Source organism: Gordonia sp. LMA167 (genome assembly GCF_058130025.1).
Genome location: NZ_CM176708.1, coordinates 3814356 through 3839862, shown reverse-complemented (window position 1 = coordinate 3839862; position 25507 = coordinate 3814356). Strand labels below are relative to the sequence as shown.

Here is a 25507-nt window from a genome sequence, read left to right as displayed (position 1 = left end):
GGGTCCTTTCCACCATCGACATGGATGTCAGTGTGCCCCGGCCTGCGGCTGCGTGCCCGACGGCGGAGGCTCGTCGGCCGGTGGCCCGGCCCCGTCGGTCGACGGGTGGTCGGTGATCGGCTCGTCGGTCATCGGCTCGTGGATCGACGGGCCGTCGGTGGTCGATTCGTCGGCCGCGGAATCGTCATCGGGCGCCGGCCTGTTGAGCGGGATGAGGTCTCGCGCACCGGGCGAGGTGTAGATGGACCACATGCGCTGGCCGACGGTGACGATCGACAGCACCGCCAGCACCCACATCGCGATGTGGATCGCCCACGACAGGCCCAGCCCGGTGAAGCCCGCACCGACCAGCACGATGATCAGACGGTCCGGACGTTCGATCCAGCCGCCGTCGCCGTTGAGCCCACTCGCCTCGGCGCGCGCCTTCGCATAGGAGATCACCTGCGAGGTGACCAGGCAGATCAGTGTGGCGACCAGCAACAGATGGTGCGGCTCGGTGATCGCGCACCACCAGGCCAGCCCGGCGAAGATCGCGCCATCGGCGATCCGGTCGCAGGTGGCGTCGAGCACGGCACCGAACCGGGTGCCCCCGCCGCGGGCCCGCGCCATCGCGCCGTCGAGCATGTCGAACATCACGAACAGCCAGATGACGAGCGTCCCGGCGAACAGATAACCCATCGGGAACAGCGTCAGCGCGGCCGCGATCGTCGCCGTCGTCCCGATGAGCGTCATGAGATCCGGAGTGAGTCCGGTACGCAGCAACGCGCGTCCCATCGGCAACGTCACCTTCGACACCGAGGCCCGGCCCCGGATGCTCAACATCTGACCGCTCCTTTCGTCCCCCGACCGGCCATCGTCACAGCTGTTCGTGCCACGCCGCGGCGAGCAGCGAACGAGTGTCGCGCAGCAACTGTGGCATGATCTTCGTCTCGCCGACAACCGTGATGAAGTTCGCGTCCCCGATCCAGCGCGGCACGATGTGCTGGTGCAGATGTTCGGCGAGTGAGCCGCCTGCCGCATATCCCAGATTCAGCCCGACGTTGAACGCGTTGGGGTTCGACACCGATTTGATGGTGCGGATGATGCGCTGCGTGAATGCCATCAGCTCCGACGACTCCTCGGCGGTCAGATCCTCGAGATCGGCGACCTGCCGGTACGGGACGATCATGGTGTGGCCCGGGTTGTACGGGTACAGGTTGAGCACCGCGTAGACGGAATCGCCCCGCGCGACGATCAATCCGTCCTCGTCCGACATCCGCGGGATGTCGAGGAACGGGTGTCCGGTCGTCTGTTCCGACGGCGGCGGGTCGGCGGTGATGTAGGTCATCCGGTGCGGGCTCCAGAGCCGCTGCAACCGGTCCGCGTCACCCGTGCCACAGTCACGGATCTCCCGGCCGTCGACCTCGTCGCGCTCAGCCATCGGCGGAGTCCGATCCGGCGTCGACGTCGCCGCCGGAGATCACGTCCTTCGACGGTGAGTCGTTGCGCCGCTGGTCGACCCAGTCGCAGATGACGTCGACGGCGGTCGCCACGGCAACACCGTTGACCTGGGACCCGTCGCGGAACCGGAAGCTGACCGCGCCCGCGCTCACGTCACGCTCGCCGGCGAGCAGCATGAACGGCACCTTGTCCTTGGTGTGATTGCGGATCTTCTTCTGCATGCGGTCGTCGGAGTAGTCGACCTCGGCGCGGATACCGCGGGCCTTGAGCTGATCGACCACATCCTGCAAATGGTCGGCAAACGCCTCCGCCACCGGGATACCCACCACCTGAACCGGCGCCAGCCAGGCCGGGAAGGCCCCGGCGTAGTGCTCGGTCAGCACGCCGAAGAAGCGCTCGATGGAGCCGAAGAGTGCGCGGTGGATCATCACCGGGCGATGCTTGGCGCCGTCGGAGCCGGTGTACTCGAGTTCGAATCGCTCGGGTTGGTTGAAGTCGAGCTGGATCGTCGACATCTGCCAGTTGCGGCCCAGGGCGTCCTTGACCTGCACCGAGATCTTGGGGCCGTAGAAGGCGGCCCCGCCCGGATCGGGCACGAGGTCGAGTCCCGATTCCCGGGCGACCTCGGCCAGTGTCTCGGTGGCGATCTCCCAGGATTCGTCGTCACCGACGAACTTCTTCGGGTCCTTGGTGGAGAGCTCGAGGTAATAGTCGTCGAGCCCGTAGTCCTTGAGCAGGTCCAGCACGAAGGTCAGCAACGACCGCAACTCGTCGCGCATCTGGTCGCGGGTGCAATAGATGTGGGCGTCGTCCTGGGTCATGCCGCGAACTCGTGTCAGCCCATGGATCACGCCCGACTTCTCGTACCGGTACACCGAGCCGAACTCGAAGAGCCGCAACGGCAGTTCGCGATACGACCGACCCCGGGACCGGAAGATCAGGTTGTGCATCGGGCAGTTCATCGGCTTGAGGTAGTAGTCCTGCGCCGGTTTCCGCACGGTGCCGTCGTCGTTGTACTCCGCGTCGAGCTGCATGGGCGGGAACATGCCGTCGGCGTACCAGTCGAGATGGCCGGAGACCTCGTACAGGTGGCCCTTGGTGATGTGCGGGGTGTTGACGAACTCGTAGCCGGCGTCGATATGCCGACGTCGCGAGTAGTCCTCCATCTCCGTGCGGATGATTCCGCCCTTGGGGTGGAAGACGGGAAGACCGGAACCGAGTTCGTCCGGGAAGCTGAACAGGTCGAGTTCGGCCCCGAGTTTGCGGTGGTCACGACGCTCGGCCTCGGCCAGCAGCTCCAGGTACGCATCCTGGGCCTCTGCCGATTCCCATGCGGTGCCGTAGATCCGCTGTAGATCCGCGTTGTCCTGGTCGCCGCGCCAGTACGCCGCCGAGCTGCGTGTCAGCTTGAACGCGGAGATGTACTTGGTCGTCGGCACGTGCGGTCCGCGACAGAGGTCGCACCAGATGAGTTCGCCGGTGCGGGGGTTCAGATTGTCGTAGGCGGTCAGCTCGGCACCGCCGACCTCCATGATCTCGCTGTCGGCGGCGGCACCCTTGTCGTCGATCAGTTCGAGCTTGTACGGCTCGGACGACAGCTCCATGCGTGCCGCGTCCTTCGATGGGTAGACGCGCCGTGAGAACCGCTGCCCCGACTTGATGATCTGCTTCATCTTCTTCTCGAGGGCGGCGATGTCCTCGGGCGTGAACGGCTCGGCGACGTCGAAGTCGTAGTAGAAGCCATCCTTGATCGGCGGACCGATCCCGAGCTTCGCGTCCGGGAACAGCTCCTGCACCGCTTGGGCCAGCACGTGGGCGCACGAGTGACGGATGACGCTGCGTCCGGCCTCGGTGTTCGCGGCGACCGGCTCGACGTCGGTGTCGAGTTCGGGCGTCCACGACAGGTCACGCAGCTGACCGCCCGCATCGCGTACCACGACGACGGCGTCCGGACCCTTGTTGGGCAGCTCATGCTCGCGCAGCGCCGTACCCGCGGTGGTCCCGGCCGGCACACGGATGGTGGTGGCGCGGGACGCGATCAGGTCGTCGGGCACTTCGGGGCACTCCTCATGGTCGGCCGTGCACGAACGGCGCGCGGCGGGAACAGATGTCTGCAGCTTGATGGTATCCGCGGCGATCCGCCTCGCCGCACCCCCACCGCAATCGCCATGCGAACGGGCCTACAGAATCGGGCTGCTCAGCCAGGTGGCGTCGATGCCGAACCAGCCCCCCACCGTGCCCAACGCACCGAGGAGCCAGAGAGAGCCCAGGACGATCGCACAGGTGCCGAGACCCAGAACACCTTGCACGCTCCAGTGCTGCTGTTTCAGCCAGTCAGCCCAGGCGTCGTACTTCGACCGCGCGAACGTCAGCAGACGATGGGCCCAGGTGAACTCGGAGGCCAGAATGCCCAGGCCGAGGAAGACGATCAGCCAGCCGGGCCCCGGGTACGGGATCGCGACGATCCCACCGGCGAGCACAAGCGTGCCGATGACACCGATCCCGATCCGGTAGGTGAGGTTGAGCGCCGGATTGCGGCGGATCACATAGCGCCGCTGACGGGTCCACACCCGCAGCCTGGTCGTGGACGACATGTCCTCCCGCTCTGCTCCCGACGCGTACGCGCGCTTCCCCCGTGGTCGACCGGAATCTGATTGTCGACCGACCTCGTCTTCGACGTACAGGGTACGTGCAACGCCGCAACCGGCGTCACCACGACGACGGCGGCCGATGTCGCGGCGGTGTCGGGCCGGTGTCCCGAGTCCGATGCACCGCTGCCGGGCACGATCGTGAGTAGCCGGGCTCCCGACCGGCCCGGTGCCGTTTTCGCGTTAAGCTACCCGCGTCGACGGAGTCACGCGCCGACATCGTCGGTTGACCAATGGGTGGGCGATGACAATGGGTGGGCGATGACAATGGGTGGGTGATGACACCGAACAGATCCGATCCGCGCGGTCTCTGTTGTCCGCCGACCAGGCGGTGACCGGTGGCTCGTCCGATGGTTGCCGCCGTGCGCGGCCACATGCGGTCACACGACCCCGAGCACGACGCAGTGCGCAGGGCCGGACGCGCAGCCGTCGTCATACCGTCTGCATTTGCTCTCGGCTACTACGTCATCGGCGGCTCACAGGCCCCGTTGTTCGCCGCGTTCGGGTCCTTCGCACTGCTGGTGTTCGTCGACTTCCCGGGCGACCGACGCGCCCGGGCGGTCAGCTACCTCGGACTCGCCGTGGTGGGCACCGCGCTGATCACCGTCGGGACGCTGGTGTCCACGATCCCCTGGCTCGCCGTGGCGGCGATGTTCGTGATCGGTTCGGTGGTCATGTTCATCGGCGTCATCAGCGCCGCGCTCGCCGCAGCCCAACGCTCCGTCCTGCTGACCTTCGTACTCCCGGTGGCCTCCCCGGCGCCGGCGAGCGCCATCGGGGATCGTTTGTTGGGCTGGGCGATCGCACTGGCCTGCGGCATCCCGGCGGCGCTGTACCTGTTCGCTCCCCACCACCATGACCGGTTGCGCACTCGGGCAGCGCGCACCTGCCGACTACTCGCCGACATCTCGGAGGGCCACGGCGACCCCGCCGAGGCGAGAGCCGCGATGAGCGACTTACAGACCAGCTTCCTCGCGACGGCCTGCCGGCCGGTCGGTCTCTCGGCAGGCAGCCGGGCGCTGGTCCGGGTGGTGGGTCAGCTGCAATGGCTGACCGACTGCCTGACCCTCCGGCACGGTCCGACGTCGGCGGGGTCCTCGCCGAGGACTGCTGCGCGGGTTCTGCGCAGTGCGGCGTCGACCATCGAGCCCGGCGGACGGGGGCACCACCGACAGTCGCTCGCCGACCTCGAGCGCCTGGTCGCGGAACTGGACACCGAGCGCGACAGGGCGTTCGGCGACTTCGCGGCCGCCCGGGATCACCGCGCGGCCACCGCCGCCCTGGCCTCACATGCCGTCGACTCGGCGGTGGCCACCACCGGCCGGATCGTCGCGTGGTCGGCGGCCGCCGACGCCCGTCCGGTCGTCGACCGCGTGCTCGGCCGCGGTCTGTCCGGCGAAGGAGCGGACGGCCGAGCCATCCCCGGGCCATTGATCTCGCCCAACTACACGCTCGGGTACCTGCGATCTCGATCGATCACGCTGCAGAACAGTCTCCGCGGGGGCCTCGGACTGGCCTCGGCGGTTGCGGTCACCGAGTTCTTCTCCGTGCAGCACGGCTTCTGGATCGTGCTCGGTACGTTGTCCGTCCTGCGTGGCTCCGCACTCACCACGGGGTCCTCGGTGCTGCGTGCCATCGTCGGGACCGTTCTCGGCTTCGCGATCGGCGCTGCGATCCTGGAACTCCTCGGGACCGGTCGGGTGGCGCTCTGGATTGTGTTGCCGGCGGCCATCTTCCTCGCGGCATTCGTGCCGGAGGTCGTGTCGTTCACGGCAGGCCAGGCCGCGTTCACGGTGACGGTGGTGGTGCTGTTCAACGTCATCGACCCGGTCGGCTTCCGGGTGGGGCTGATCCGCATCGAAGACGTGGTTCTCGGCTCGACGGTGGCGGTCGTCGTGGCCCTGCTGATGTGGCCCCGGAGCGTCGCGGCCACCATGCGCATCGGCGAAGCCGGGGCCGCCGTCGCGGGAGCGCGATTCCTTGTCGCGGCAGTCCAGCACGTCACCCTGCGTCAGACCCTCGACCCGGCCGTGCAATCCGAGGCCTACGCGAGCGCCCGGACCCTCGACGACGATGTCCGCCAGTATCTGGCCGAATGCGGAGGCACCCCGGACGGAATCAGACCAGTGCTGCAGGCGTCGACCCGCACTGTTCGGACGGTCCTTGCCGCGGAGGCGATCGGACGGATCAACCCCACCGAATCCGCCGGCGCGACCGCCGCGGTCCGTGACGTACTCGAGCAGCATGCTGCGGCACTCGCCGCATGGCTCACCGGCGGATCGGACCCTCGCCGGTCGGCAACGGTGGGTGCCGACCTCCTCGACGCGCTGGGGTCCGACACTGCGGCGGCCGCGCTGCTCTGGACCGCTGCGCACCTCAACGAACTGGAACTGCTCGCCGACCACCAGAACCGGTCGGCGGCGTCGGTGGGCTGACGAGACGCGCACCGCGGGCGATGGTCTGCGGTCCCGTCGACAGGCTCATCGCTGATCGTGCGCCAGGAGCCCACCAGTGGTATCGGCATCGACACGGGTTCCCGACCATTGGCACGGCGAACGTCGGCGACCTGGCCGGGAGGCCGAGTAACATCCGGACCATCGCCAGAGCCGTCATCGACGATCGCGAGGGCAACCATGAGCGACGATGCGCCCGAGACACCCGCATCCGCCGAGGACGACCTGCTGGCGATTGCCGGGAATCTCTCCCACTTCCATCGCGAACACGAGAAGTACTATTCCGAGGCCCCGCTGACCGATGCCCTGGCACTGCAACGTATCGCCCGCGCCCTCACCGCGCTCGCAGAGCGATGGTCCTGCACCGAACCGACCGACTCACCGTCACCGAGCCCGTTCGCAGGTGCGCCCGATCTGAACGACGAACGCGCGATCGAGACTGCCGGAATCCTCTTCATGGAGGACGGCGGTGAGCCGGCGGAGATCGCCGCGATCGAGATCGAACTCGAGGCCCACGCCGATCGGAGCGAACAGAGCGGCTCCTGGCTGGCCACAGCGATGGAGACCTCGTGGGCCATGTCGGAGGCGTTGCTCTCCTACCCGGGGCTCGCCGACCTCCTCGCCGAACGCCACCGGATCATCGGCAACAACTGGCGTAATGCCTCCACCGCGAGACTCATCGCGCTCTACCTCCGCCGCGCGGCGGCGATCATGCGGCAGATCGATTTCTCTCCCGGCGCAGTGCGAGAGGACCTCACCGGTGGCCGGGTCGCGCCGCGATACCTGTTCTCCGCGGCGGAGATGATCGCCCACGCCGCGGACCTCTCGACCCAGAGTGCGGTGCTCACCCACGAAGACGGGCGGCGCTGGCGCACATTCCACGATCGGATCGAAGAGATCACCGACCCCGGTACGGGACACGAACAGCGCCACATGTGACGGCTGTCGCGCAGCAGACCACGACACCGACGTCTCACGCATGGAGGTTGGTCCGTGCCCGGACCTCGCCGACAAAACCGCCGCCCCGCCGATCGCACAGCGCGACACCGCACAGGTGGTCGGACCTCACGCTCACGCCGCGGCGGTGATGTCGTCCGCCGGGTGTGCTGTCACGACAGCCTTCTCGATGCGCCGCTCGCGAAGGTCCGCGACCACGACGACGGCGATGGTCACCAGCAGGACCAGCGGGTAGCATCCGGCGTACAGGACGACGGCGAGCCGGTCGAACCATTGCGGATCGGGCCACCGCGGCATCATGAACAGCCCCAGGGCAATTGCATGATCCGAGCCGAAACGGGGCCCGATCTGGTACCAGTGGTGCCACCACGTGAACGACACGGTCACGATCCCGGCCGGCCCGAGCCAGAGCCACCAGCTCCCCCGCGGGTTGTCGCGCAGTCCTCGGTGCGCCGCATCGAACGCGACGACGAACAGGGGCACGAACCACACCCAGTGATGACCCCACGAGAACGGCGACACGGTTGCCGCCGTCATCCCGACGATGCTCACCGCCAACAACTCTCGCCCACGGCGATGGGCGACACGTGCCCCCCACAATCCGAGCACGCCCGCGACAACCGCGATGGGCACCCACAACCACCACGGTGCCTCGTAGACCCGGTACCCGGGTGCGGGGTGAGCGAACCGTCGAATGTCGAAATAGGCCAGCAACTGTGAGATGAAGCCGTTCACTGACTGATTGGCCGGCGAGTCCACCCGACCCACCCGTGCCGTACCACCGATCGCGTCGGTCCAGTAGTGCCACGCATCGGCGGGGATGACCAGGAAGCCGACCAGCACTGTCGCGCCGAACGTCACGAGCCCGACGACCACGCTGCGCCACTCGCGGATGGTGGCGAGGTAGATCAGGAAGAAGGCGGGCGTCAGTTTGAGGCCGGCGGCGAGGCCCACCCCGACTCCTTTGAGACGTGAACCCGGCCGCTTGAGGTCCACGAGGATGAGGTCCGCGAGGATCAGCGCCATCAGCAGAATGTTGATCTGTCCGAGCCAGATCGTGGTCCGCACCGGCTCGAGCGCGGTCGCACACACGGCCAGCAACACGGCGAACAGCCAGAGCCGACCGTCTGCGCGGTATCCGAGGCTGCGAAAGCTCAGGACGATGATCGCGATGAGCGCCGCGAACGTGATCGACCACCAGACGACCGCAGCAGTCGTCGCGGACAGCAGGGCAAACGGAACGAGAACGATCGCCGCCAACGGCGGGTAGGTGAAGTCGAGGGCCCACAGCACCGGCGCTCCGTACAGCCCGTTACCGTCCAGAACCGTCTGCGCGCCGGCCCGATAGACCTTCAGGTCGGTGTAGTTGTTGAACAATCCGTAGAACGGGTTCCCGAGTGGCACGGCTGTGACGTGCCAGAGGACCACCCCCGCCGCGGCGAGCGCCGTGAGCGCAATGACCCAGCCCGCGATCGGCGGCGCAGCGCGCCGACTCCTCTCGGCGTCGGCGGTGTATGCGCACACGAGCCGAACATACTCGCGCACAGCGGGAATCCGATGGAGGATCGCCGTGATGTCGGCGCGTCACGAACCCTGATCGATGCGATAGACGACCATCTGCACACCATTGGCGAGGGTCTGCTGGTGATGCAGGGTCAGTGCCAGCGGTTCCGTCGTATCCGGGAACACGCGAAATCCTGAACCGAGGATGACCGGGAAGACCATCAGTCGCAGTTCGTCGACCAGGTGGTTGCGCAGCAGGTCGTGGACGAGGGTGCGACTCCCGGCGACGAGCACCACGCCCTCGGTCGAGTCACGCAGTCGTCGAACCGATTCCATGACAGGACCTTCCAGGGCAACCGAATTGGCCCAGTCCAGTCCGGTTGCGCTGGAGGTGACCACGACCTTGGGCATCGTGTTCATCTTGTCGGCGAAGCCGTCGTCGTCGGTGTAGTGGGGCCACGCGCCCGCAAAGGATTCATAGGTTCGGCGCCCGAGCAGGTGCACCCGCGCCTCCAGGATCTCCGCGAGCTTGATCCGCCGGAGTTCGGGGGTGTGGAAGTCGATGGTCCAGCCCGTGTTCGGATAGCCCGCTTCGCCGCCCGGTGCCTCCATCACACCGTCCACCGATACGAACTCGCTCACCACGATCGTGCCCATGTCCCACTCCTCCGGCCGGCCGGACCGGACGCCGGCGCTGCACGATACAGACCGACCGCGATCTGAGAACTCATCGCCGACGGCACCGTACGAATTCAGAACGGTGGTGAACCCGTGATCAGGAACCGGGCCGTGATCGCACCGCGGTTGTGCCAGCGATGCGACACCGTGGACGAGTAATAAAGGACATCGCCGGTGTCGAGTTGGTAGGTCGTGGTGCCGACCTCCACCTCGAGGGTGCCCTCGAGGACGTAGATGAACTCCTCCCCGGCATGTTCGGTCGCCGCCGACGACGAGGCGCCGGGCTCCGCGGTCACCTCGTTGGGGCCCATGACGCCGCCCCTGCGCGTACACCGCCGCATCGTCGAACCGGGGGACAGATCGAGGACCGGCCCGTCGTCCGCGCGGACCAACGATGCCTCGTCGTCGGTGCGGCTCAACAGATCATGGGCGGTGGTGCCGAGCGCCCGCGCGATCGCGTGCAGATTCATCACGCTCGGCACGGTGCGACCGTTCTCGGCCTGGGAGAGGAACGACTGGGACAAACCAGTGCGGTCGGCCAGCTCCTGCAGGGTCAAACGTGACGTCTTGCGCGCCGCACGGATTGCCGAGCCGAGTGCGCTCGCAAGCACAGCAGCGTCATCGTCGGTCACCGCGGACACCTTGTCTGGCACCCCAACACCGTAATGGAGCAACCGTGGAAACGACGGATGGAGAGTGTTAACAAGAACGACACAATATCGACACGGTCAAAGAAATATTCAGTCTGTTCAATATCGATGAACGCTGTTCCCGCACCCTTTCACGTCATTGGAGCATCTCATGTCCGAACGTACGTCTGAACATCAGGTCGATGTTCGACCGCCCGTGGCGCGCCTGCTCGCCTTCGCGGTGCAGCACGTGCTCATCATGTACACCGGCTGTATCACGGTCCCGTTGGTGTTCGGTGCGGCCGCGGGACTCGATCGCGGCGACATCGCGTTTCTGATCAGCGCCGACCTTCTCGTCGCCGGAATCGTCACCGCGATCCAGGGATTCGGCGTCGGTCGCATCGCAGGGGCGCGGCTGCCGATCGTGTGCGGCGCGACATTCACCGGCCTCACCTCGATGATTCTCATCGCCCAGAAGTACGGTTTGCCGGCCGTGTACGGTTCGATGCTGCTCGGCGGCGTCGTCGGGCTGGCGCTGGCGATTCCCTTTGCGCGCGTCGTCCGCTTCTTCCCGTCGCTGGTGACCGGCAGCGTGCTGACGGTCATCGGCATCTCGTTGATCGGTGTCGCCGGCGGACTCATCGTCGGGTCCGACGACACAAGCCCAGATTACGCCTCGCCACGCAACCTGATCGTGGCACTGATCGTCGTCGCGATCGCCGTAGCGCTGCTGTGTCTGGCGCGCGGGATCTGGTCGCAGCTCGCGGTGCTCATCGCCCTCCTCGCGGGAACCGCGATCGCCGCCGCGTTGGGCATGTTCGACCTCAGCGGCCTGGCGAACGCCGGCTGGGTCGGATTCCCCACCCCGTTCCATTTCGGTGCCCCGCAGTTCCCGATCGCCGCAGTGGTGTCGATGAGCATCGTCATGGCGGTCGTGTTCGCCGAGTCGACCGCGAGCATGCTCGCGATCTCGGAGATCACCGGTAAGCCGCTGTCCAGCGGAGATCTCGCGCGGGGTCTCGTCGGCGACGGCATCTCGGGAGTGCTGGGTGGCATCTTCTCCGGATTCATGGACACGATCTTCGGCCAGAACGTCGGTGCCGTGGCCACCAGCCGGGTGTACAGCCGCTTCGTCACCGCAGGCAGCGGAATCATCCTGATGTTGCTGGCCCTCACCCCGAAGATGGGCGCTGTGGTCGCAGCGCTGCCCGGCCCCGTGGTCGGCGGGGTCGGCCTCGTGCTCTTTGCCACCGTGGCCCTGATCGGTGTCCGCACACTCGCACAGGTGGACATGAGCAACCCGGTCAACCTGACCGTTGCAGCCACTTCCATCGGCATCGGGCTGCTCCCGGAATTCGTGCCGGGCATGTTCGTGCACCTACCCGACTCGCTGCAGATCATTCTCGGTAGCGGCATCACCCTCACCGCGATCGTCGCGTTCGGCCTCAATCTCGCGTTCTTCCACACACCCCTGCGCAACCGGGTCGAACAGGGACCGGCCGCCGACGCCACGACCGACATCGTCGTCGCCGCACCGGTGGGATCAGCCGACTCCGAGGAGAACACCCATGCCCGAGCCTGACACCACGACACCGTTTCTCGTTCCGACCGTCGACATCTCCCCGTATGTCCGGGGCGGCTCGGAGATCGACCGCCGCACGGTCGCCGATGCGCTGGATCGTGCCTGCGCCACCGTCGGTTTCATCCAGATCGTGGGTCACGGCATCCCCGACGCGGTGATCGACGGCCTCACCGTCGCGATGGATGATTTCTTCGGTCTCGAGCTGGACGCCAAGAAGTCCTATCGCGTCGACGGCGCCAATCGCGGCTACAGTGCACCGCGCAGCGAATCGCTGAGTCTCAGCGCGGGTGTCGAAGCGGCGACGCGCATGAACGACTTCTTCGAGGCCTTCAATGTCGGCGTGGAAGCCCGATCGTTCACCGGGCGCGACCTCGACGAAGCCGACTACGGCATCAACATGTGGCCCGCGATCGACGGATACCAAGCCCGGATCGAGGCGTATTTCGCTGCCGCACAACGCGTCGCACACACGCTGACGACGATCTTCGCCGACGCCCTGGGTCTCGACCAAGGATTCTTCGATGCCCTCACCGATCACTCGATCGATGTGCTTCGGATGAACAACTACGCGTTGCCACCCGGCACCGACGTGGCGCTCGATGGTGATCTCACCGGCATGGGCGAACACACCGACTTCGGCATCGTCACCGTATTGTGGGCCGACCAGGTCCGGGGCCTGCAGGTGCTCGGCCTCGACGGAGGCTGGCACGACGTGTCACCCGCCGACGGCGCGCTGCTGGTCAATCTCGGCGATCTGACCGCGCGGCTGACCAACGACCGCTGGATGTCGACGCTGCATCGCGTCAAGCCGCCGATCGTCGACGGCACCATCGAGCGCAGGCGGTCGGCGGCGTTCTTCCACGACGGCAACGCCGACGCGGTCATCGCCACGTTGGCCAGCCACCTCGACAATGACGACGGGATGGCCTATGAACCGATCACCGTCACCGATCACATCGCCGCCAAGCTTGCCGGTTCCCGGGGCGGCAAACTCAATGTCGCGGCGGTGCGGGAAGCAGCCCGGGTGTTGGGAGCGACCGACCGATGAACTCGCGCAAGGCAACCGCTGTGCTGATCCATGGCGCGTGGGCCGGCTCGTGGGTGTGGGACCTGGTGACGCCACTGCTCGACGAGGCCGGGATCGTCGTGCACTCCCCCGATCTCCCCGGGTCTGGCAGGTGGGACGCGCGGACGTCCATCGACCTGAATGACGTGGTCGATCACGTCATCGACGACGTCATCTCGCACATCGACGGCGACATCGTCGTGATCGGACACAGCGGCGGCGGCGTCGTGGCGACCGGCGTGGCCGAACGGTTGTGCAGCGATGGCGATGATCGCATCCGTGGTCTGGGCTTTGTCGCCGGCATGATGCTGCCGTCGGGCATGAACTTCGGGCAGTTGTGCCAGGTCGCCGAGTTGCCCGAGCCGGTAGGCGTGTCGGCCTTCACCGAACCGACGTCCGATGGGCGTGGGACCGTCGTGCCGCCGGAGGTCGCCGCGGCCGTCTTCTTTCATGAGGCTCCGCCCGCATTGTCGGTGCCCGCGGCGCGGCGCCTGGTCCCCCAGTTGGAGACCGCACGGTTGATCGCCCCGGAGTGGACCGCGGTCGGCGCGGGTGCGCTGCCCTGGCTGTACGTAGAGGCCACCGAAGACCGCTCGGTTCCGATCGCAGCGCAACGCACGATGCAGCGGCTGATGCCCGGCGCACGGGTGGTGAGCCTGACCACCGATCACGCTCCGCAACTCTCCCGACCCGACGAACTCGCCTCTGCTCTCTGCGAATTCGTCATCGGATGCTGCCGGACCGGCACCGAGGCGCTGACCAGCTGACGTCTGGCCGCCGTCCACTGAGAACCGCCCTCGCGCGGCAGACCGTCGGCGATACGCCGGCGGCGTCCCGCCCGAGGGCGGTTTCCGGGCCGCTCAAGGATCAGACGAAACGCCGCACGTCACCCGCGTCGTGATATGCCGACCATCCCGGGTCGCCGGTCGTCGCGAAACTCACCCAGGCGCGATGCATCTCGTCGGCGATGCGCTGATCGGGTTCGGGCCCGACCAATGCATGAGCGGTGGCGAGGTGGTCGAAGACGAACGGGATCTCCACCGCATGACCGGCTTGGATGTCGGCCTGCGGACTGCGGTATCCGAACTCGTACAGGTGCGTCGCGCCGGCAGGTCGTGACTCGGCGATCGCGGTCGTCGGAGACGAGAATGCCCGAGCGGTGAGGGCTTCGCTGACCACGTCGCCCGCGCTCGCCCCGGCATCGAGCCGCTCACGGAGATGGTCGAGGCCGCCGGCACTGCGGCCGAGAACGGCCGCCGCGGCCTCCTCGGTGACGGCCTGCGCACCACCCGTCGCGACCATGAAGAAGCGGAACTCGTCGGCATTCCATCCCGCGATCAGCGGGATGTCTCCCCCGGACCCGGCCGCGATGGCATCGGATGGGATCGCGGTGAGGACTTCGCCGTCGACGACCGGGAACTGCGACATGATCCCCAAACCGAGTGCGACGACCGTCGCTCCCCAGACCTCCGGGTCCGGGTCGAGCATCAACTCCAGTGCCATCTTCGATTGAGCGCCCATGATGTCGCCGACGCCGATGCGACCGAAGGCATCGACGGTCGCATCGACCCCGAGGATCTGGGCCATCCGAGCTGTCACCTTGCGTGCGTCGGCGGGATCGGCGGCAGCGGACCCGTTGCCGCTCTGCATGATCGCACGCCGGAACAGGCCTGCGGCGAGTGGAGACGCAAGCAGTGACGCGACGCTCATCGCACCCGCGGACTCTCCGAACACGGTCACGTTGTCGGGGTCGCCACCAAAGGCTGCGATGTTGTCGCGCACCCAGTGCAACGCGGCGATCTGATCGCGCAACCCGCGGTTGTCAGGGGCACCCTCGATCGATGCGAAACCTACGGTGCCGAGTCGATAGTTGATCCCCACGCAGACGACGCCGTCGCGCGCGAACGTATCCCCGGCATACATCTCGATGCGATTCGAGCCACGCGTGAACGCGCCCCCGTGAATCCACACCATCACCGGCAATGCACCCGCACTCGGGTCCGGGGTCCACACGTTGACGTTGAGGTAGTCATCGCCGAGCACGATCGCGTTGTCGAGCAACGCCGCGATCGGGGCGGGATAGTCGATCTGCGGGGCGGTCGGCCCGTACCCGGTGGCCCGCCGGACGCCGTCCCACCCGACCGCAGGTGCCGGAGCGGCAAAAGCCGACTCACCTACGGGCGGTGCCGCATACGGGATTCCGAGATAGGAGAAGACCCCATCGACCACCAGACCGGATACCCGCCCACCAGTGGTGAGTACAGCGGGGGCTTCCACGTCAGCACGCGTCATACCGACCGACGGTACGCGACGCCGATAGAAGCCCGTGGGCAATTCTCAGTCCGAACAGACGGCGCCGATCCCGAGGCCGATACCCGGTACCGCGCAGTCGTTCGGACGAACTGATCCTCGGGAGAGAAAGATCCACTCGCCTGCATTCAGACGCGACCCAGCTCCGAAGTGAGGTGATGGGTCATCGGCACACCGACCACCGCCATCGCGAAGTCGGTGCGCAGGCTGTCTCCGTCCAGGCGGTAGCGACGTTCGGTGGCCTCCACCGACTTGGCCGTCGCCGTTGCCGTCACGACCCCGGACATCCTCAGTTCGACGACGCCGTCGACGATTTCCAGGACGCCCTCGCACAGTTCGGTGTGCCCGGTCGGCTGCGCGAGGGTGAGTTCGACGATGCCGTCGGCCGGCAGTCGGAGGAATCCGGATTCGGTGTGCAGCGGGGCGCCCGCCGCCGAACGCGTGCGCTGCCGATAGACCAGGAAAGGTTTGCCGATGTCCTCGACGGTGATCGTCTCCGTGTAGTCGAACGCCTCGATCGTCGGATACTCACCACGTCCAGGACCGGTCCAGGTACCGATGAGGGAGGCGATCGGGCTCAGATTCGGCGCAAGTTTCACTCTGCGAGCGTATGCCGGATCGCTTCTGATCTTCATCGATCGGGGGCGCGCCGAATCGAGTGAGGCCCTCCCGCGCAGACGGCGGAGAGGGCCTCTCGTAGTTCTCTGTGGTCCCGGCTGGGATCGAACCAGCGACCTTCCCGGTGTGAACGGGACGCTCTTCCACTGAGCCACGGGACCGCGCGCGGCGCGATCGCGCCGGTGCACGAGGAGGAAGATTACACGTTGCACACCTACATTCCCAAATCGGCCCGCGGGCCCGCGTCGGCCTGCAGAACTTCCGACGAGCAGCCCCCTGACCAGGCGATTTGGCGAAGCCGGAGTACGTCCGATAATGTTCCTCATCGCGTCGAGAGCAACAAAAGATCCACAAGATCGCTCCCGACCACGCGGATGTAGCGCAGCTGGTAGCGCATCACCTTGCCAAGGTGAGGGTCGCGGGTTCGAATCCCGTCATCCGCTCGGCGAGCGAGTCCCCTCGCAATTGGCGGTGTGGCCGAGTGGTGAGGCAACGGCCTGCAAAGCCGTGCACACGGGTTCGATTCCCGTCGCCGCCTCCAAGATCACCAACTTCATAGTCTCGCGCGATTAGCTCAGTGGGAGAGCGCTTCCCTGACACGGAAGAGGTCACTGGTTCAATCCCAGTATCGCGCACCACCACAAACGGGCCCCCGAACATCCGGGAGCCCGTTTTTGTATTCGCACCCTCCCTGGTGACATCCCTCCCCGCGCCATCGCACGGCATGTCGCTGGAAACCGCCTCACCAGCGGAGGCTTCGGCATTTCGCCGACCACGCACCTGCCGAGGGCGGATTCCAGTTGCACGCCCGCAGGCCGGCCTGTTGACACCCTCGAGTGCCGCAGGTCACAATGTCGACCGTCAACATGACATGACTGTCACGTCATAGATCGATTCTTTGGGAGGTAGCGTGACCACATTTGCCGCCAACATGCGTGAGCTTGGAAGCCGAGTACGGAACTGGGGACGGTGGGGCGAGGACGACGAGCGCGGAACCACCAACCTGATCACCCCGGATCGGGTGGCCGCGGCCGCAGATCTCATCCACAGCGGCGAGATCTTCGAACTGGGTATCCCGCTCGACTCCGACGGCCCGCAGCCCGGTGGCGCCCGGATCAACCCGATCCGGCTCATGGCGGAGAACGGCCAGGAGCAGGTGTTGCCCGGCGGCTTCAAGTGGGCCGACGACTATGTCTTCATGCCATTGCAGGCCGGCTCGCAATACGATTCGCTCTCGCACGTCCACTACGACGGTCAGCTCTACAACGGCCATCCGGGCGACGGCGTGACCGTGAAGGGCGCCGACAAGTGTGGCATCCACACCCAGGCCAAGGGCATCGCCGGTCGAGGTGTACTCCTCGACATCGCCCGCCACCGCGGGGTCGACTGGCTCGAAGCGGGCACTGCGATCAGTCCGGACGAACTCGATGAGGTCGCCGCGGCTCAGGGGGTCGAGATCGGCCCCGGCGACATCCTGCTGTTCCGGACCGGTTGGCGCGCCAAGTTCCTGGCCGAGCGCGATCCCGCCGGTTTCATGGCCGGCGAGCCGGGCCTGTCGCTGGCCTGTGCACAGTGGTTGCGCGACCGCGACGTCGCGGTGGTGGGTTCGGACAACTGGGCCGTCGAGGTGATGCCCGGCGAGAATCCCGGCGCACTCTTCGAACTGCACATGGTGCTGATCCGCGACATGGGCATGACGCTGGCCGAGATGCTCGATTTCGAAGAGTTGTCGGCGGCCTGCGCTGCCGACGGGCGCTTCGACTTCTTCTTCGCCGGTCCGCCGCTGAAGTTCACTCGCGGCGTCGGCTCCCCCATCAACCCGTTGGCGATCCGGTGATCGCGGCGATGCCCACCGACAATCCCGGCACATCGAGGAGGCTCTGATGCTGGTCAGCGACATCGTCGAATACGGTGCGCGCAAACACCCGGACCGACTCGCCGTTCGCTTCGAGGACGAGACGATCACCTATCGCGAACTCCGCGACCGCAGTCGGCGACTCGCCAATGCGCTGCACGGTGTCGCGTCTGCCGGCGACCGGCTGGCCATCCTCTCCACCAACTGCACCGAGTACTTCGACTGCTATTACGGGGTGCCGATGGCGGGAATGGCGTTGACCATCCTCAATTTCCGGCTCCATCCGGATCAGATCTGCGACCTCGTGAACCATTCGCAGGCATCGGTACTCGTCGTCGCCGCCGAGTTCGTCGGCACCGTGTCCGAGTTCCGCGACCGAATCCCGAGCGTGCACACCGTGATCGTGATCGGCGGCACCGACCCGTCCACGTCCTACGCCGGCTTCGTCCAATCCGCACCGTCGACCGCGCCCACACCACGTCCATCCGCCGACGACATGGCCTGGCTCGTCTACACGAGCGGCACCACCGGAAACCCGAAGGGGGTGATGCTCGGCCATCGCAATCTGGTCAGTGGCGTCACATCGTCGGCACTGGAGTGGACGGTGCCCGATGCGACAGTGTTCCTGTTCTGCTTCCCGCTGTGCCATGTGGGTGGCTATGTCACGTTGCTGAACCATCTCATGGGATCCACCGTCGGCATTCTGCGCACGTATGACAACGCCACGTTCCTGCGACTCGTGGACGAATGGCAGGTCACCCAAACCGGTCTCGCACCGACCATGATCAACTTCTTGTTGCAGGACCCCGCGCTCGACGACCACGATCTCAGCACCCTGGAGGCGATCGGTTACGGTTCGTCCGCCATCCCGGCGGCCGTCCTGCGCGAAGGCCTCGAGCGTTTGAACGTCGATTTCTACCAGGGCATGGGCATGACCGAACTGGCCGGAAACGTCCTGCATTTCGACGAAGCGGCGCACCGTCGTGCGGCCGCCGGCGAGACCGGGCTGCTCGCGGCCGCCGGAAGGCCGATGCGGCTGGCCGATCTGCGCATCGTCGACGACGAGGGCAACGACGTCGCGGCCGGTGGCGTGGGTGAGATGCTGGTCCGTTGTGACCAGGTCATGTCGGGGTACTGGCGTGACCCCGATGCGACAGCATCGTCGTTCACCGACGGCTGGTTCCACACCGGAGACCTGGTCCGACAGGACGAGGAAGGGTTCGTCTACATCGTCGACCGCAAGAAGGACCTGATCATCAGCGGCGGTGAGAACGTCGCGTCACTGACCGTCGAGCAGGCGCTCTATCAGCATCCTGCTGTCGCCGAGGCCGCCGCAATCGGCGTACCGGACGACACGTGGGGTGAGATCGTCTGCGCCGTCGTCGTGCTCCGTCCCGGTGCCATCGCCGACGCGGACGACATCATCGCGTCGTGCCGCGAGCGACTGGCCCGGTATCAGGTGCCTCGACGGGTCGAGTTCGTCGAAGGCCTCCCCAAGAACGTCACCGGCAAGATCCTGAAGAAGGATCTGCGCAGCCAGTTCACGGGAAGCCTCGTCTAGTCGCCGCAATCGGGACCGACGTCCGAGCAGCGCTGTCGTCGTACAGGTCTCCCCGGGGAATGTCGGGGATCTGACCGGCGATGCGGTCCAGGTCGTCGGCGTCGCGCGCGCGATCACATGGGCGCGAAGCTCGGTGACACCCCTGAGGCCGTGCACCTCCACCACGCCACGCCCTCGGGTGTGTCACCGGTCGCCGACGGCGGCGCACATCAGTCGATGACGACGCCCCCTATCGGGCTCGAGCAACCACCCCGAGTTGAATGATTCCGGTCTCTGAGGAACGCGGCGCCGGCCGAGTGTCACGAAGCGCGACCCAACGGATCGGATTGCCGTCACCGAGCGGCGAAACGCTCACCGAGCCGGTCGATCTCGGGAGGACCAAGGAAGTCGGTGACATCGTCGAAGGTCGGCAGATCCGCGAGGGCACTCGTGGGCGACCCCTCCCTGCCGAGGATCTCGTAGTAACCGCGAATGGCACGAACAGCCGAGAACAACGCACCGACCGGATAGAGAACGAGTGCGAAGCCGAGGTCCGCGATCCGGTCGAGGTCGAGACTCGGTGTGCGCCCGCCTTCTACGCAGTTGAACACCAACCGATGCCCTTTCAGCGCGGATGCGACGGCGCCGATCTCGTCCCGGTCACGGGGTGCCTCGACGAACAGCAGATCGGCGCCCGCGTCGGCGTAGCGCCTGGCCCGATCGATCGCCTCGTCGACCCCGTAGACCGCCACGGCATCGGTGCGGGCGATGATCAGCAGGTCCGGATCGGTGCGCGCCGCCACCGCGGCCTCGACCTTGGCCACCATCTCCACCGCCGGGATCACCGCCTTGCCTGCCATGTGTCCACAGCGTTTCGGCGCGACCTGGTCCTCCAACTGAATCGCTGCGACACCGGCGCGCTCGTACTCCTGAACTGTCCGGATCACGTTGATCGGGTTGCCATAACCGGTGTCTGCGTCCGCGATCAGTGGCACCCCGATCGCCGAGACCATCCGGCGAGCATTGTCGACCATCTCCGTCGCGGTGATCAGTCCAACGTCGGGGCGCCCGAGAAGACCTGCGGCAGTACCGAAACCGGTCATGTAGACGGCATCGAAACCTGCCTCCTCGGCCAGCCGGGCCGACAATGCGTCATAGGCACCCGGCGCCATCACCGGCTTGCCGGAGCCGAGGAGCGACCGTAGGCAGGGTCGCACCGTGGTCTTGTCACCAATCAGATCGGACATCAGCGAGCTTTCTACGCGGAGGGGTCGTCATGGACGAAATGGCGCGGATCGGCCACCTGCAGCCGCGCCACGATCGCCGCCGACATCGCTTGGCGGATGGTGTCGGCGGGATCGACGGCAGCGTCGCGAATGCCTTCGGCCAGGGCGATCTCGCTGTCCACGCCGATCGGTTCCAGCATGTCCCGAACGGTCCCGTCGACGCTGCCGCCGACGACCGACGCGCGCCATCGACCTCGACATCCGCTCCGGTGGCCTCGGCGAGCACCGCGCCGATCGCGGCCGACAATGCGTCGACCTGCGTGGCCACCGGGAACGTCAACGCCACGGCGCGGCCTCCGGGTCGCGGAGCAGACGGCGCGCGGTCGACATCCGGTGGACTTCGTCCGGGCCGTCGTAGATACGTGCGTAGCGCGCCCGCCTGTACATCTGCTCGAGCGGTGTATCGGCGGTAAGACCGAGCGCCCCATGCACCTGGATCGCGCGGTCGACGACGTTGTGCAGCATGCGTGCGCCCCAGAATTTGATCAGACCGATCTGGACGCGGGCGTCGTCGCCGGAATCCATCACGCGCGCCGCGTCGAGGGTCATCAGGCGCGCCGCCTGGATCTCGGCGGCCGACTCCGCGATGTAGCGGTGCACCTCGCCCTTCTCGGCGAGCAACGAACCATGGACATACCGTGAATTGGCGCGCTCACACATCAACTCGTAGGCGCGCTGAGCCTGGCCGAGCCACCGCATGCAGTGGAAGATGCGGCCCGGGCCGAGCCGGTCCTGAGCGATGACGAAGCCCTTGCCGCGCTCCCCCAGCAGATTCGCCTTCGGGACGCGGACATCGGTCAGTCGCACCTCGAAGTGATCGCTGGGGTCATGGCCCATGGTGGGTATCGAGCGGACGATCTCGAATCCGGGCGTGTCGGTCGGCACGATGATCGAGCTGATCCGGGAATGCCGTGGGACCGACTCGTCCTCGGTGCGCGCGAACACGGTGCAGTAGGCGGCCTTGTCCACCCCGGTGGTGAACCACTTGTGCCCGTTGATCACCCAGTCATCGTCGACGAGTTCCGCGCGCGTGTCGATCAGCGTCGGATCCGAACCGGCGACCTCCGGCTCGGTGAGGCCGACCGACGGCAGCACATCGCCTGCGACCATGCCCGGTATCCATCGCCGACGCTGCTCGTCGGTGCCGTGCTTGTGCAGCATGATGGTGTCTTGCATGGTCACCGAGCCGACCGCGAGTTGCCCGTACTCCGAACGCCCGATGATCTCGTTGAGATACACGAAATCGAGGAAAGGCACCCCGCCCCCGCCGACCTCGGCCGGATGTCCGAGCGCCCACAACCCCAATTGCTTCGCCCGAGACCTCAAGTGCTCCAGGACCCCGGCCGCGTCGGGCCCGTGCAGCGCGGTCTCCTGTGGGATCACCTCATCGTCGATGAACGACCGCATCCGTGCGCAGAGGTGCGCCAGATCGGTGTCGGGTGGGGATGTCGCCAGGTCGGTCATCGGATCCTCCTCTGGTCGGCCGGAGCTCGGTCCTCGGCGTTCGCCCGACGTCGAGCGGCGAGGGCGTGCAGGGGCCTGATGTGCGCGGAGTCGACGTACTCGTCCAGGCGTGCGATCCGCTCACCGACGACGGTGACGAACAACGCCGCGGGTACCGCGATGTCCGACCCGTCGGGCAGGATCCCGGTCAGCAGGTGTTGCTGGACGAATCCGTCGTCGTGGACGACGCGGCGGATGTCCTGGTAATGCAGGTCGCTGATCGTGCGGGCGAGCCAGCCGAGCACCCGCAGGTTCTCGTCGACTGTTTGCTCGGCCTGATCGTCGTTGTGCCAGATCACGGCGTCGGCACTGTAGAGGTCGCGCAGTGCAGCGGTGTCGCCTGCCTCTATCGCGGTGAAGAAGCGCTCGGCGAGCTGTCCGATCATCATCGATCTCCCGTTCGTGTTCGGCCGCCTCACCGCGGCCACGCTGAGAGTCGCCGGGAACACCGGCGATCAGTGATCGTCGAGTCCCAGTGCGCCGACACACATCTGATCGAGCGTGTCGAGCAGGTGCTCTTCGTCGGCGTCCTCACCCTGGACAAGCCACAGGTACAGGGTGTGGTCGACCATCGCGGCCATGGCGCGCGCCGCCATCGTCGGGTCCAGGCCTGCCCGGGCCCGTCCGTCCTTCTGCCAGCGGGCGATGGCGGCCGCGGTCCGATCGATGAGTTGCGCGCGGTGCTCGTGGCGCAACTCCCGGAACTCGTCGTTGAACGTGGCCACTTGTTCGACGATCGCCATCATGCGGGCGTTGCGCCGATACGCCTCGTAGTACGCACGGTTGGACGCGATGAGTCGTTGCGCGGGCGTCATGTCAGATGCGGCGGGCTCACGTAGATGAACATCGGCGAACAGGCGTGAGCTGAGTTCCCGGAAGACGTCTTCCTTCGATTCGAAGTAGCGGTAGAACGTTCCGTACGAGACGTTGGCCTCTTGCGCCACGAGTTCGACCCGGGCGTCGAGGAACCCGACCCGCTCGAAGACCCGTTGCGCCGCGTCGAGTAGCCCGTCACGCGTTGCCCGCCCCCGTGGCGACAGCGATTCGACCGGAGCGGGCACCGCCGAGGTATTGACAGATGACTTGGCCACGATCAACACTATTCATGAAGTTGACATGACAGTCAAGTCATCTACGGGCCGACTCGTACACGGTGGCACGTCCACCGATCGATTCTCCCACGGAAGGAAGCTCGATGACCTCGAAAAACACCACGTTCGAACTCCGTGGCATCAACCATCTCGCACTGGTGTGCGCAGACATGCGCCGCACCATCGACTTCTACTCCGGTGTCCTCGGGATGCCTCTGATCAAGACCCTCGACCTCCCCGGCGGCCTGGGCCAGCACTTCTTCTTCGACTGCGGCGGTGGAAACTCGGTGGCATTCTTCTGGCTGGCCGACTCCCCTGATGCCGCACCCGGCATCGCGGCACCCAAGGGCCGCCCCGACGAAGGCGAACTCGCGAGCGCCGTCGGATCGATGAACCATGTCGCGTTCGCGGTTCCGCCAGAGGAGTTCGACAACTACCGGACGCGCTTGGCGGAGGCAGGCGTGGCAGTGAGCCCTGTCCTCAACCACGACGACAGCCCGGCCGGCGTCTCTCGCCACGTCCATCCCGGCACCTTCGTGCGGTCCTTCTACTTCCAGGATCCCGACGGCATTCTTCTTGAATTCGCTTGTTGGACCAGGGAATTCACTGAAGATGACGTAGTCCACGAACCGAAGACCGCTGCCGATCGCCGCGTTCCGACCGGCCACTGATCCGACGAACCCGAAAGGAACCCGATGCCACGCCTTCCCGAGGTCCATCGCGCCGACGTCACCGACGACAAGATCCTGTACTTCTACGACCGGCTTTTCGGACCGGACAAGGACCCGGCAGTCGATCACGGCACCATTCACGCCACCCCGGGTGACTGGTGGACCGTGTTCGCGCAGTCGCCTGATGTCTTCCGGCATGCGGTCCGGGGATTCTCGTTGTACCGCAACTCATCTCTCGATCCGCTACTGCGCGAACTCGGACAGGGCCGCGCCGGTTACGCTCGTGGCAGTCAGTTCGTCTTCTCGCAGCACTGCAAACAGATGCGCTCCCTGGGCATGCCGGAGGAGAAGATCGCAGCCATCCCCGCATGGCAGGTCAGCGACCTCTTCACGCCGTTGGAGCGCGCCGTCCTCGCCTATGCCGACGGCCTCGTCCTCGACGGCGGCCGGGTCCCCGACGGCGTGTTCGAGGTGCTGACCGAGCACCTGTCTTCCGAACAGATCGTTCAATTGACCTACATCACCGCTCTGTACGACATGCACGCGACGATGTGCAAGGCGCTGCGCCTCGAATTCGATGACGTTCCCGAGCGCATCGCCGAGGTGCAGATCCCGGAGGGTGTCGAGGTCGCCGACCTGTCGGCCGATCTCGCCGGCGAGTGACGGTGGGTGGCGGCGAACCCGAGTCAGTGTGCATCCCGCGCACACCGGAAGCCGGTGTTGCCCGTCGAACTGTCGGCCGTGTTCGCGGTTCGCGCGGCCACCCGGTAGCGATTGCAGTAGGAGTCGTGGCAGAGGTATGAACCGCCGCGGATGACCCGCGCCGGTCCGTCGGTGGGTCCGCCCGGGTTGACACAACGCTCTGCTGCATGGGTGATGCCCCACCGGTCCGCGCACCACTCCCAGACGTTACCGGCGACGTTGTACAGACCGAACCCGTTGGGCGGGAAAGCATCCACCGGACAGGTACCTCGGTACCCGTCGTCGGCGGTGTTCTTCGTCGGGAAGCTGCCCTGCCAGATGTTGCACCGGTGTTCGCCGTCGGGCTGCAGTTCGTCGCCCCACGCGTATCGCTTGTGGCGGAGACCGCCGCGCGCCGCGCATTCCCACTCGGCCTCCGTGGGCAGCCTCGCGCCGGCCCACGAGCAGTAGGCCTGCGCGTCATCCCAGGAGACGTGGACGACAGGATGACGCCCACGGTCCTCGACGGTGCTCCCGGGCCCTTCCGGTGCCGCCCAATACGCGCCGTCGACGCCACACCACCACGGCGTCTGGTCCGGTCGCGGTGCGCCCCGCCTCAGGCTCGACGGCAGAAAGCCGGCGAACACGTAGGACCAGCCGTATCGCTCTGCGTCGGTGACATATCCGGTCTCGTCGACGAAGGCGGCGTAGTCGTTGTTGGTGACGGCATACGGGGCGATCCGGAACGCATCGACATACACCGGACGTACCGGCCCCTCCCCGTCACCCGGGAACCCCACCGGGTCCTCGGTGCCCATGAGGAACTCGCCGGCGGGGATGCGGACCCATTCGGTGTCCACGTCCCCGGGCCCGGCTACCGGTCCGGACGACCCCGTACCGACCGCGGCTGCGCCGGAAGATCGCGCCGGAGTGCAGCAACCCGACTGTTCGATGTGAGAATCCATCCGTGTCCCCTCCGGGTTACTGTCCGAGACC

The 25507-nt window shown here is 66.6% G+C and carries 24 protein-coding genes and 4 tRNA genes; 12 read left to right on the top strand and 16 right to left on the bottom strand.

Annotated elements, in window-relative coordinates:
• Positions 1-27: 27 nt before the first annotated feature.
• The 4 genes from pgsA to ACVT6V_RS17480 form a co-directional block, all read right to left on the bottom strand.
• Positions 28-822, bottom strand: coding sequence for a phosphatidylinositol phosphate synthase (gene pgsA, locus ACVT6V_RS17495; RefSeq protein ID WP_489894942.1), 795 nt, complete (start codon positions 820-822; stop codon positions 28-30).
• A gap of 34 nt (positions 823-856) precedes the next feature.
• The gene (locus ACVT6V_RS17490) at positions 857-1420 is read right to left on the bottom strand and encodes an ATP adenylyltransferase (protein WP_489894940.1); all 564 of its coding nucleotides are present in this window, start codon (positions 1418-1420) and stop codon (positions 857-859) included.
• Positions 1413-3494 carry a threonine--tRNA ligase gene (gene thrS / locus ACVT6V_RS17485; protein ID WP_489894938.1) on the bottom strand — a complete coding sequence of 694 codons (2082 nt, stop codon included), beginning with the start codon at positions 3492-3494 and terminating at the stop codon, positions 1413-1415. The genes ACVT6V_RS17490 and thrS overlap by 8 nt, the downstream gene beginning before the upstream one ends.
• 126 nt (positions 3495-3620) lie before the next feature.
• Positions 3621-4034 (bottom strand): TIGR02611 family protein, encoded by a 414-nt coding sequence (locus ACVT6V_RS17480; RefSeq protein WP_489894936.1) that lies wholly within the window; start codon positions 4032-4034, stop codon positions 3621-3623.
• 392 nt (positions 4035-4426) lie between these two features.
• Between ACVT6V_RS17480 and ACVT6V_RS17475 the strand changes: the two genes are divergently transcribed.
• Positions 4427-6523, top strand: coding sequence for an FUSC family protein (locus ACVT6V_RS17475; RefSeq protein ID WP_489894934.1), 2097 nt, complete (start codon positions 4427-4429; stop codon positions 6521-6523).
• 198 nt (positions 6524-6721) lie between these two features.
• Positions 6722-7480: a hypothetical protein gene (locus tag ACVT6V_RS17470; protein WP_489894932.1), complete on the top strand. Its 759-nt coding sequence runs from the start codon at positions 6722-6724 to the stop codon at positions 7478-7480.
• A 132-nt stretch (positions 7481-7612) separates the two neighbouring features.
• On the opposite strand, the gene ACVT6V_RS17465 is transcribed toward ACVT6V_RS17470, so the two are convergent.
• From ACVT6V_RS17465 to ACVT6V_RS17455, 3 genes are all read right to left on the bottom strand, one after another.
• Positions 7613-9022, bottom strand: coding sequence for a glycosyltransferase 87 family protein (locus tag ACVT6V_RS17465; protein WP_489894930.1), 1410 nt, complete (start codon positions 9020-9022; stop codon positions 7613-7615).
• A 60-nt stretch (positions 9023-9082) separates the two neighbouring features.
• Positions 9083-9658 (bottom strand): dihydrofolate reductase family protein, encoded by a 576-nt coding sequence (locus tag ACVT6V_RS17460; RefSeq protein WP_489894928.1) that lies wholly within the window; start codon positions 9656-9658, stop codon positions 9083-9085.
• A 95-nt stretch (positions 9659-9753) separates the two neighbouring features.
• Positions 9754-10311 (bottom strand): helix-turn-helix domain-containing protein, encoded by a 558-nt coding sequence (locus ACVT6V_RS17455; protein WP_489894926.1) that lies wholly within the window; start codon positions 10309-10311, stop codon positions 9754-9756.
• Positions 10312-10480: 169 nt separating this feature from the next.
• Between ACVT6V_RS17455 and ACVT6V_RS17450 the strand changes: the two genes are divergently transcribed.
• From ACVT6V_RS17450 to ACVT6V_RS17440, 3 genes are read left to right on the top strand one after another with little or no spacing between them, the layout of a single operon-like run.
• Entirely contained in the window at positions 10481-11890 is a 1410-nt protein-coding gene (locus ACVT6V_RS17450) for a uracil-xanthine permease family protein (protein WP_489894924.1), read from the top strand.
• Positions 11877-12938: an isopenicillin N synthase family dioxygenase gene (locus ACVT6V_RS17445; protein WP_489894922.1), complete on the top strand. Its 1062-nt coding sequence runs from the start codon at positions 11877-11879 to the stop codon at positions 12936-12938. Before ACVT6V_RS17450 ends, ACVT6V_RS17445 begins: the two co-directional genes overlap by 14 nt.
• A complete protein-coding gene (locus ACVT6V_RS17440) occupies positions 12935-13723 on the top strand; it encodes an alpha/beta fold hydrolase (RefSeq protein WP_489894920.1) in 789 nt (262 codons plus the stop codon). The genes ACVT6V_RS17445 and ACVT6V_RS17440 overlap by 4 nt, the downstream gene beginning before the upstream one ends.
• A gap of 100 nt (positions 13724-13823) precedes the next feature.
• Here ACVT6V_RS17440 and ACVT6V_RS17435 read toward each other — a convergent pair whose 3' ends face one another.
• The 3 genes from ACVT6V_RS17435 to ACVT6V_RS17425 all read right to left on the bottom strand — a co-directional run bounded on the left by ACVT6V_RS17435 (position 13824) and on the right by ACVT6V_RS17425 (position 16045).
• Positions 13824-15248: a carboxylesterase/lipase family protein gene (locus tag ACVT6V_RS17435; protein WP_489894918.1), complete on the bottom strand. Its 1425-nt coding sequence runs from the start codon at positions 15246-15248 to the stop codon at positions 13824-13826.
• A gap of 146 nt (positions 15249-15394) precedes the next feature.
• Positions 15395-15865 carry a heme-binding beta-barrel domain-containing protein gene (locus tag ACVT6V_RS17430; protein ID WP_489894916.1) on the bottom strand — a complete coding sequence of 157 codons (471 nt, stop codon included), beginning with the start codon at positions 15863-15865 and terminating at the stop codon, positions 15395-15397.
• 108 nt (positions 15866-15973) lie between these two features.
• A tRNA-Val gene (locus tag ACVT6V_RS17425) sits at positions 15974-16045 on the bottom strand.
• A gap of 209 nt (positions 16046-16254) precedes the next feature.
• On the opposite strand from ACVT6V_RS17425, the gene ACVT6V_RS17420 reads away from it, so the two are divergent.
• The 5 genes from ACVT6V_RS17420 to ACVT6V_RS17400 all read left to right on the top strand — a co-directional run bounded on the left by ACVT6V_RS17420 (position 16255) and on the right by ACVT6V_RS17400 (position 19300).
• Positions 16255-16327 (top strand) — tRNA-Gly (locus ACVT6V_RS17420).
• Positions 16328-16351: 24 nt separating this feature from the next.
• Positions 16352-16425 (top strand) — tRNA-Cys (locus tag ACVT6V_RS17415).
• Positions 16426-16447: 22 nt separating this feature from the next.
• Positions 16448-16522 (top strand) — tRNA-Val (locus ACVT6V_RS17410).
• 293 nt (positions 16523-16815) lie between these two features.
• Positions 16816-17721, top strand: a complete 906-nt coding sequence (locus tag ACVT6V_RS17405; protein WP_489900858.1) for a cyclase family protein — start codon at positions 16816-16818, stop codon at positions 17719-17721.
• A 46-nt stretch (positions 17722-17767) separates the two neighbouring features.
• Positions 17768-19300 carry a long-chain-fatty-acid--CoA ligase gene (locus ACVT6V_RS17400; RefSeq protein WP_489894914.1) on the top strand — a complete coding sequence of 511 codons (1533 nt, stop codon included), beginning with the start codon at positions 17768-17770 and terminating at the stop codon, positions 19298-19300.
• 332 nt (positions 19301-19632) lie between these two features.
• Here ACVT6V_RS17400 and ACVT6V_RS17395 read toward each other — a convergent pair whose 3' ends face one another.
• The 5 genes from ACVT6V_RS17395 to ACVT6V_RS17375 form a co-directional block, all read right to left on the bottom strand.
• Positions 19633-20526 (bottom strand): isocitrate lyase/PEP mutase family protein, encoded by an 894-nt coding sequence (locus tag ACVT6V_RS17395; protein ID WP_489894912.1) that lies wholly within the window; start codon positions 20524-20526, stop codon positions 19633-19635.
• Positions 20527-20537: 11 nt separating this feature from the next.
• Complete coding sequence (locus ACVT6V_RS17390; RefSeq protein WP_489894910.1) at positions 20538-20705, bottom strand: hypothetical protein; 168 nt, start codon at positions 20703-20705, stop codon at positions 20538-20540.
• A gap of 136 nt (positions 20706-20841) precedes the next feature.
• Positions 20842-22029 carry an acyl-CoA dehydrogenase family protein gene (locus tag ACVT6V_RS17385; RefSeq protein ID WP_489894908.1) on the bottom strand — a complete coding sequence of 396 codons (1188 nt, stop codon included), beginning with the start codon at positions 22027-22029 and terminating at the stop codon, positions 20842-20844.
• Positions 22026-22457: a nuclear transport factor 2 family protein gene (locus tag ACVT6V_RS17380; protein ID WP_489894906.1), complete on the bottom strand. Its 432-nt coding sequence runs from the start codon at positions 22455-22457 to the stop codon at positions 22026-22028. The genes ACVT6V_RS17385 and ACVT6V_RS17380 overlap by 4 nt, the downstream gene beginning before the upstream one ends.
• 66 nt (positions 22458-22523) lie before the next feature.
• Positions 22524-23159, bottom strand: a complete 636-nt coding sequence (locus ACVT6V_RS17375) for a TetR/AcrR family transcriptional regulator (RefSeq protein WP_489894904.1) — start codon at positions 23157-23159, stop codon at positions 22524-22526.
• A gap of 104 nt (positions 23160-23263) precedes the next feature.
• On the opposite strand from ACVT6V_RS17375, the gene ACVT6V_RS17370 reads away from it, so the two are divergent.
• Both ACVT6V_RS17370 and ACVT6V_RS17365 read left to right on the top strand, forming a co-directional pair.
• Complete coding sequence (locus ACVT6V_RS17370; RefSeq protein WP_489894902.1) at positions 23264-23830, top strand: VOC family protein; 567 nt, start codon at positions 23264-23266, stop codon at positions 23828-23830.
• Positions 23831-23854: 24 nt separating this feature from the next.
• Positions 23855-24493, top strand: coding sequence for a carboxymuconolactone decarboxylase family protein (locus ACVT6V_RS17365; protein ID WP_489894900.1), 639 nt, complete (start codon positions 23855-23857; stop codon positions 24491-24493).
• Positions 24494-24516: 23 nt separating this feature from the next.
• Here ACVT6V_RS17365 and ACVT6V_RS17360 read toward each other — a convergent pair whose 3' ends face one another.
• Positions 24517-25476, bottom strand: coding sequence for a formylglycine-generating enzyme family protein (locus tag ACVT6V_RS17360; protein WP_489894898.1), 960 nt, complete (start codon positions 25474-25476; stop codon positions 24517-24519).
• Positions 25477-25507 lie beyond the last annotated feature (31 nt).

Bases quoted from the DNA above. Each gene is read 5' to 3' on its own strand.
- ACVT6V_RS17445 (WP_489894922.1), top strand. From the start codon at position 11,877: ATGCCCGAGCCTGACACCACGACACCGTTTCTCGTTCCGACCGTCGAC.
- ACVT6V_RS17370 (WP_489894902.1), top strand. From the start codon at position 23,264: ATGACCTCGAAAAACACCACGTTCGAACTCCGTGGCATCAACCATCTC.
- ACVT6V_RS17450 (WP_489894924.1), top strand. From the start codon at position 10,481: ATGTCCGAACGTACGTCTGAACATCAGGTCGATGTTCGACCGCCCGTG.
- ACVT6V_RS17390 (WP_489894910.1), bottom strand. From the start codon at position 20,705: ATGCTGGAACCGATCGGCGTGGACAGCGAGATCGCCCTGGCCGAAGGC.
- ACVT6V_RS17480 (WP_489894936.1), bottom strand. From the start codon at position 4,034: ATGTCGTCCACGACCAGGCTGCGGGTGTGGACCCGTCAGCGGCGCTAT.
- pgsA (WP_489894942.1), bottom strand. From the start codon at position 822: ATGTTGAGCATCCGGGGCCGGGCCTCGGTGTCGAAGGTGACGTTGCCG.
- ACVT6V_RS17490 (WP_489894940.1), bottom strand. From the start codon at position 1,420: ATGGCTGAGCGCGACGAGGTCGACGGCCGGGAGATCCGTGACTGTGGC.
- ACVT6V_RS17400 (WP_489894914.1), top strand. From the start codon at position 17,768: ATGCTGGTCAGCGACATCGTCGAATACGGTGCGCGCAAACACCCGGAC.
- ACVT6V_RS17440 (WP_489894920.1), top strand. From the start codon at position 12,935: ATGAACTCGCGCAAGGCAACCGCTGTGCTGATCCATGGCGCGTGGGCC.
- ACVT6V_RS17380 (WP_489894906.1), bottom strand. From the start codon at position 22,457: ATGATGATCGGACAGCTCGCCGAGCGCTTCTTCACCGCGATAGAGGCA.
- ACVT6V_RS17360 (WP_489894898.1), bottom strand. From the start codon at position 25,476: ATGGATTCTCACATCGAACAGTCGGGTTGCTGCACTCCGGCGCGATCT.
- ACVT6V_RS17395 (WP_489894912.1), bottom strand. From the start codon at position 20,526: ATGTCCGATCTGATTGGTGACAAGACCACGGTGCGACCCTGCCTACGG.
- ACVT6V_RS17405 (WP_489900858.1), top strand. From the start codon at position 16,816: ATGCGTGAGCTTGGAAGCCGAGTACGGAACTGGGGACGGTGGGGCGAG.
- ACVT6V_RS17470 (WP_489894932.1), top strand. From the start codon at position 6,722: ATGAGCGACGATGCGCCCGAGACACCCGCATCCGCCGAGGACGACCTG.
- ACVT6V_RS17460 (WP_489894928.1), bottom strand. From the start codon at position 9,658: ATGGGCACGATCGTGGTGAGCGAGTTCGTATCGGTGGACGGTGTGATG.
- ACVT6V_RS17435 (WP_489894918.1), bottom strand. From the start codon at position 15,248: ATGACGCGTGCTGACGTGGAAGCCCCCGCTGTACTCACCACTGGTGGG.
- ACVT6V_RS17385 (WP_489894908.1), bottom strand. From the start codon at position 22,029: ATGACCGACCTGGCGACATCCCCACCCGACACCGATCTGGCGCACCTC.
- ACVT6V_RS17365 (WP_489894900.1), top strand. From the start codon at position 23,855: ATGCCACGCCTTCCCGAGGTCCATCGCGCCGACGTCACCGACGACAAG.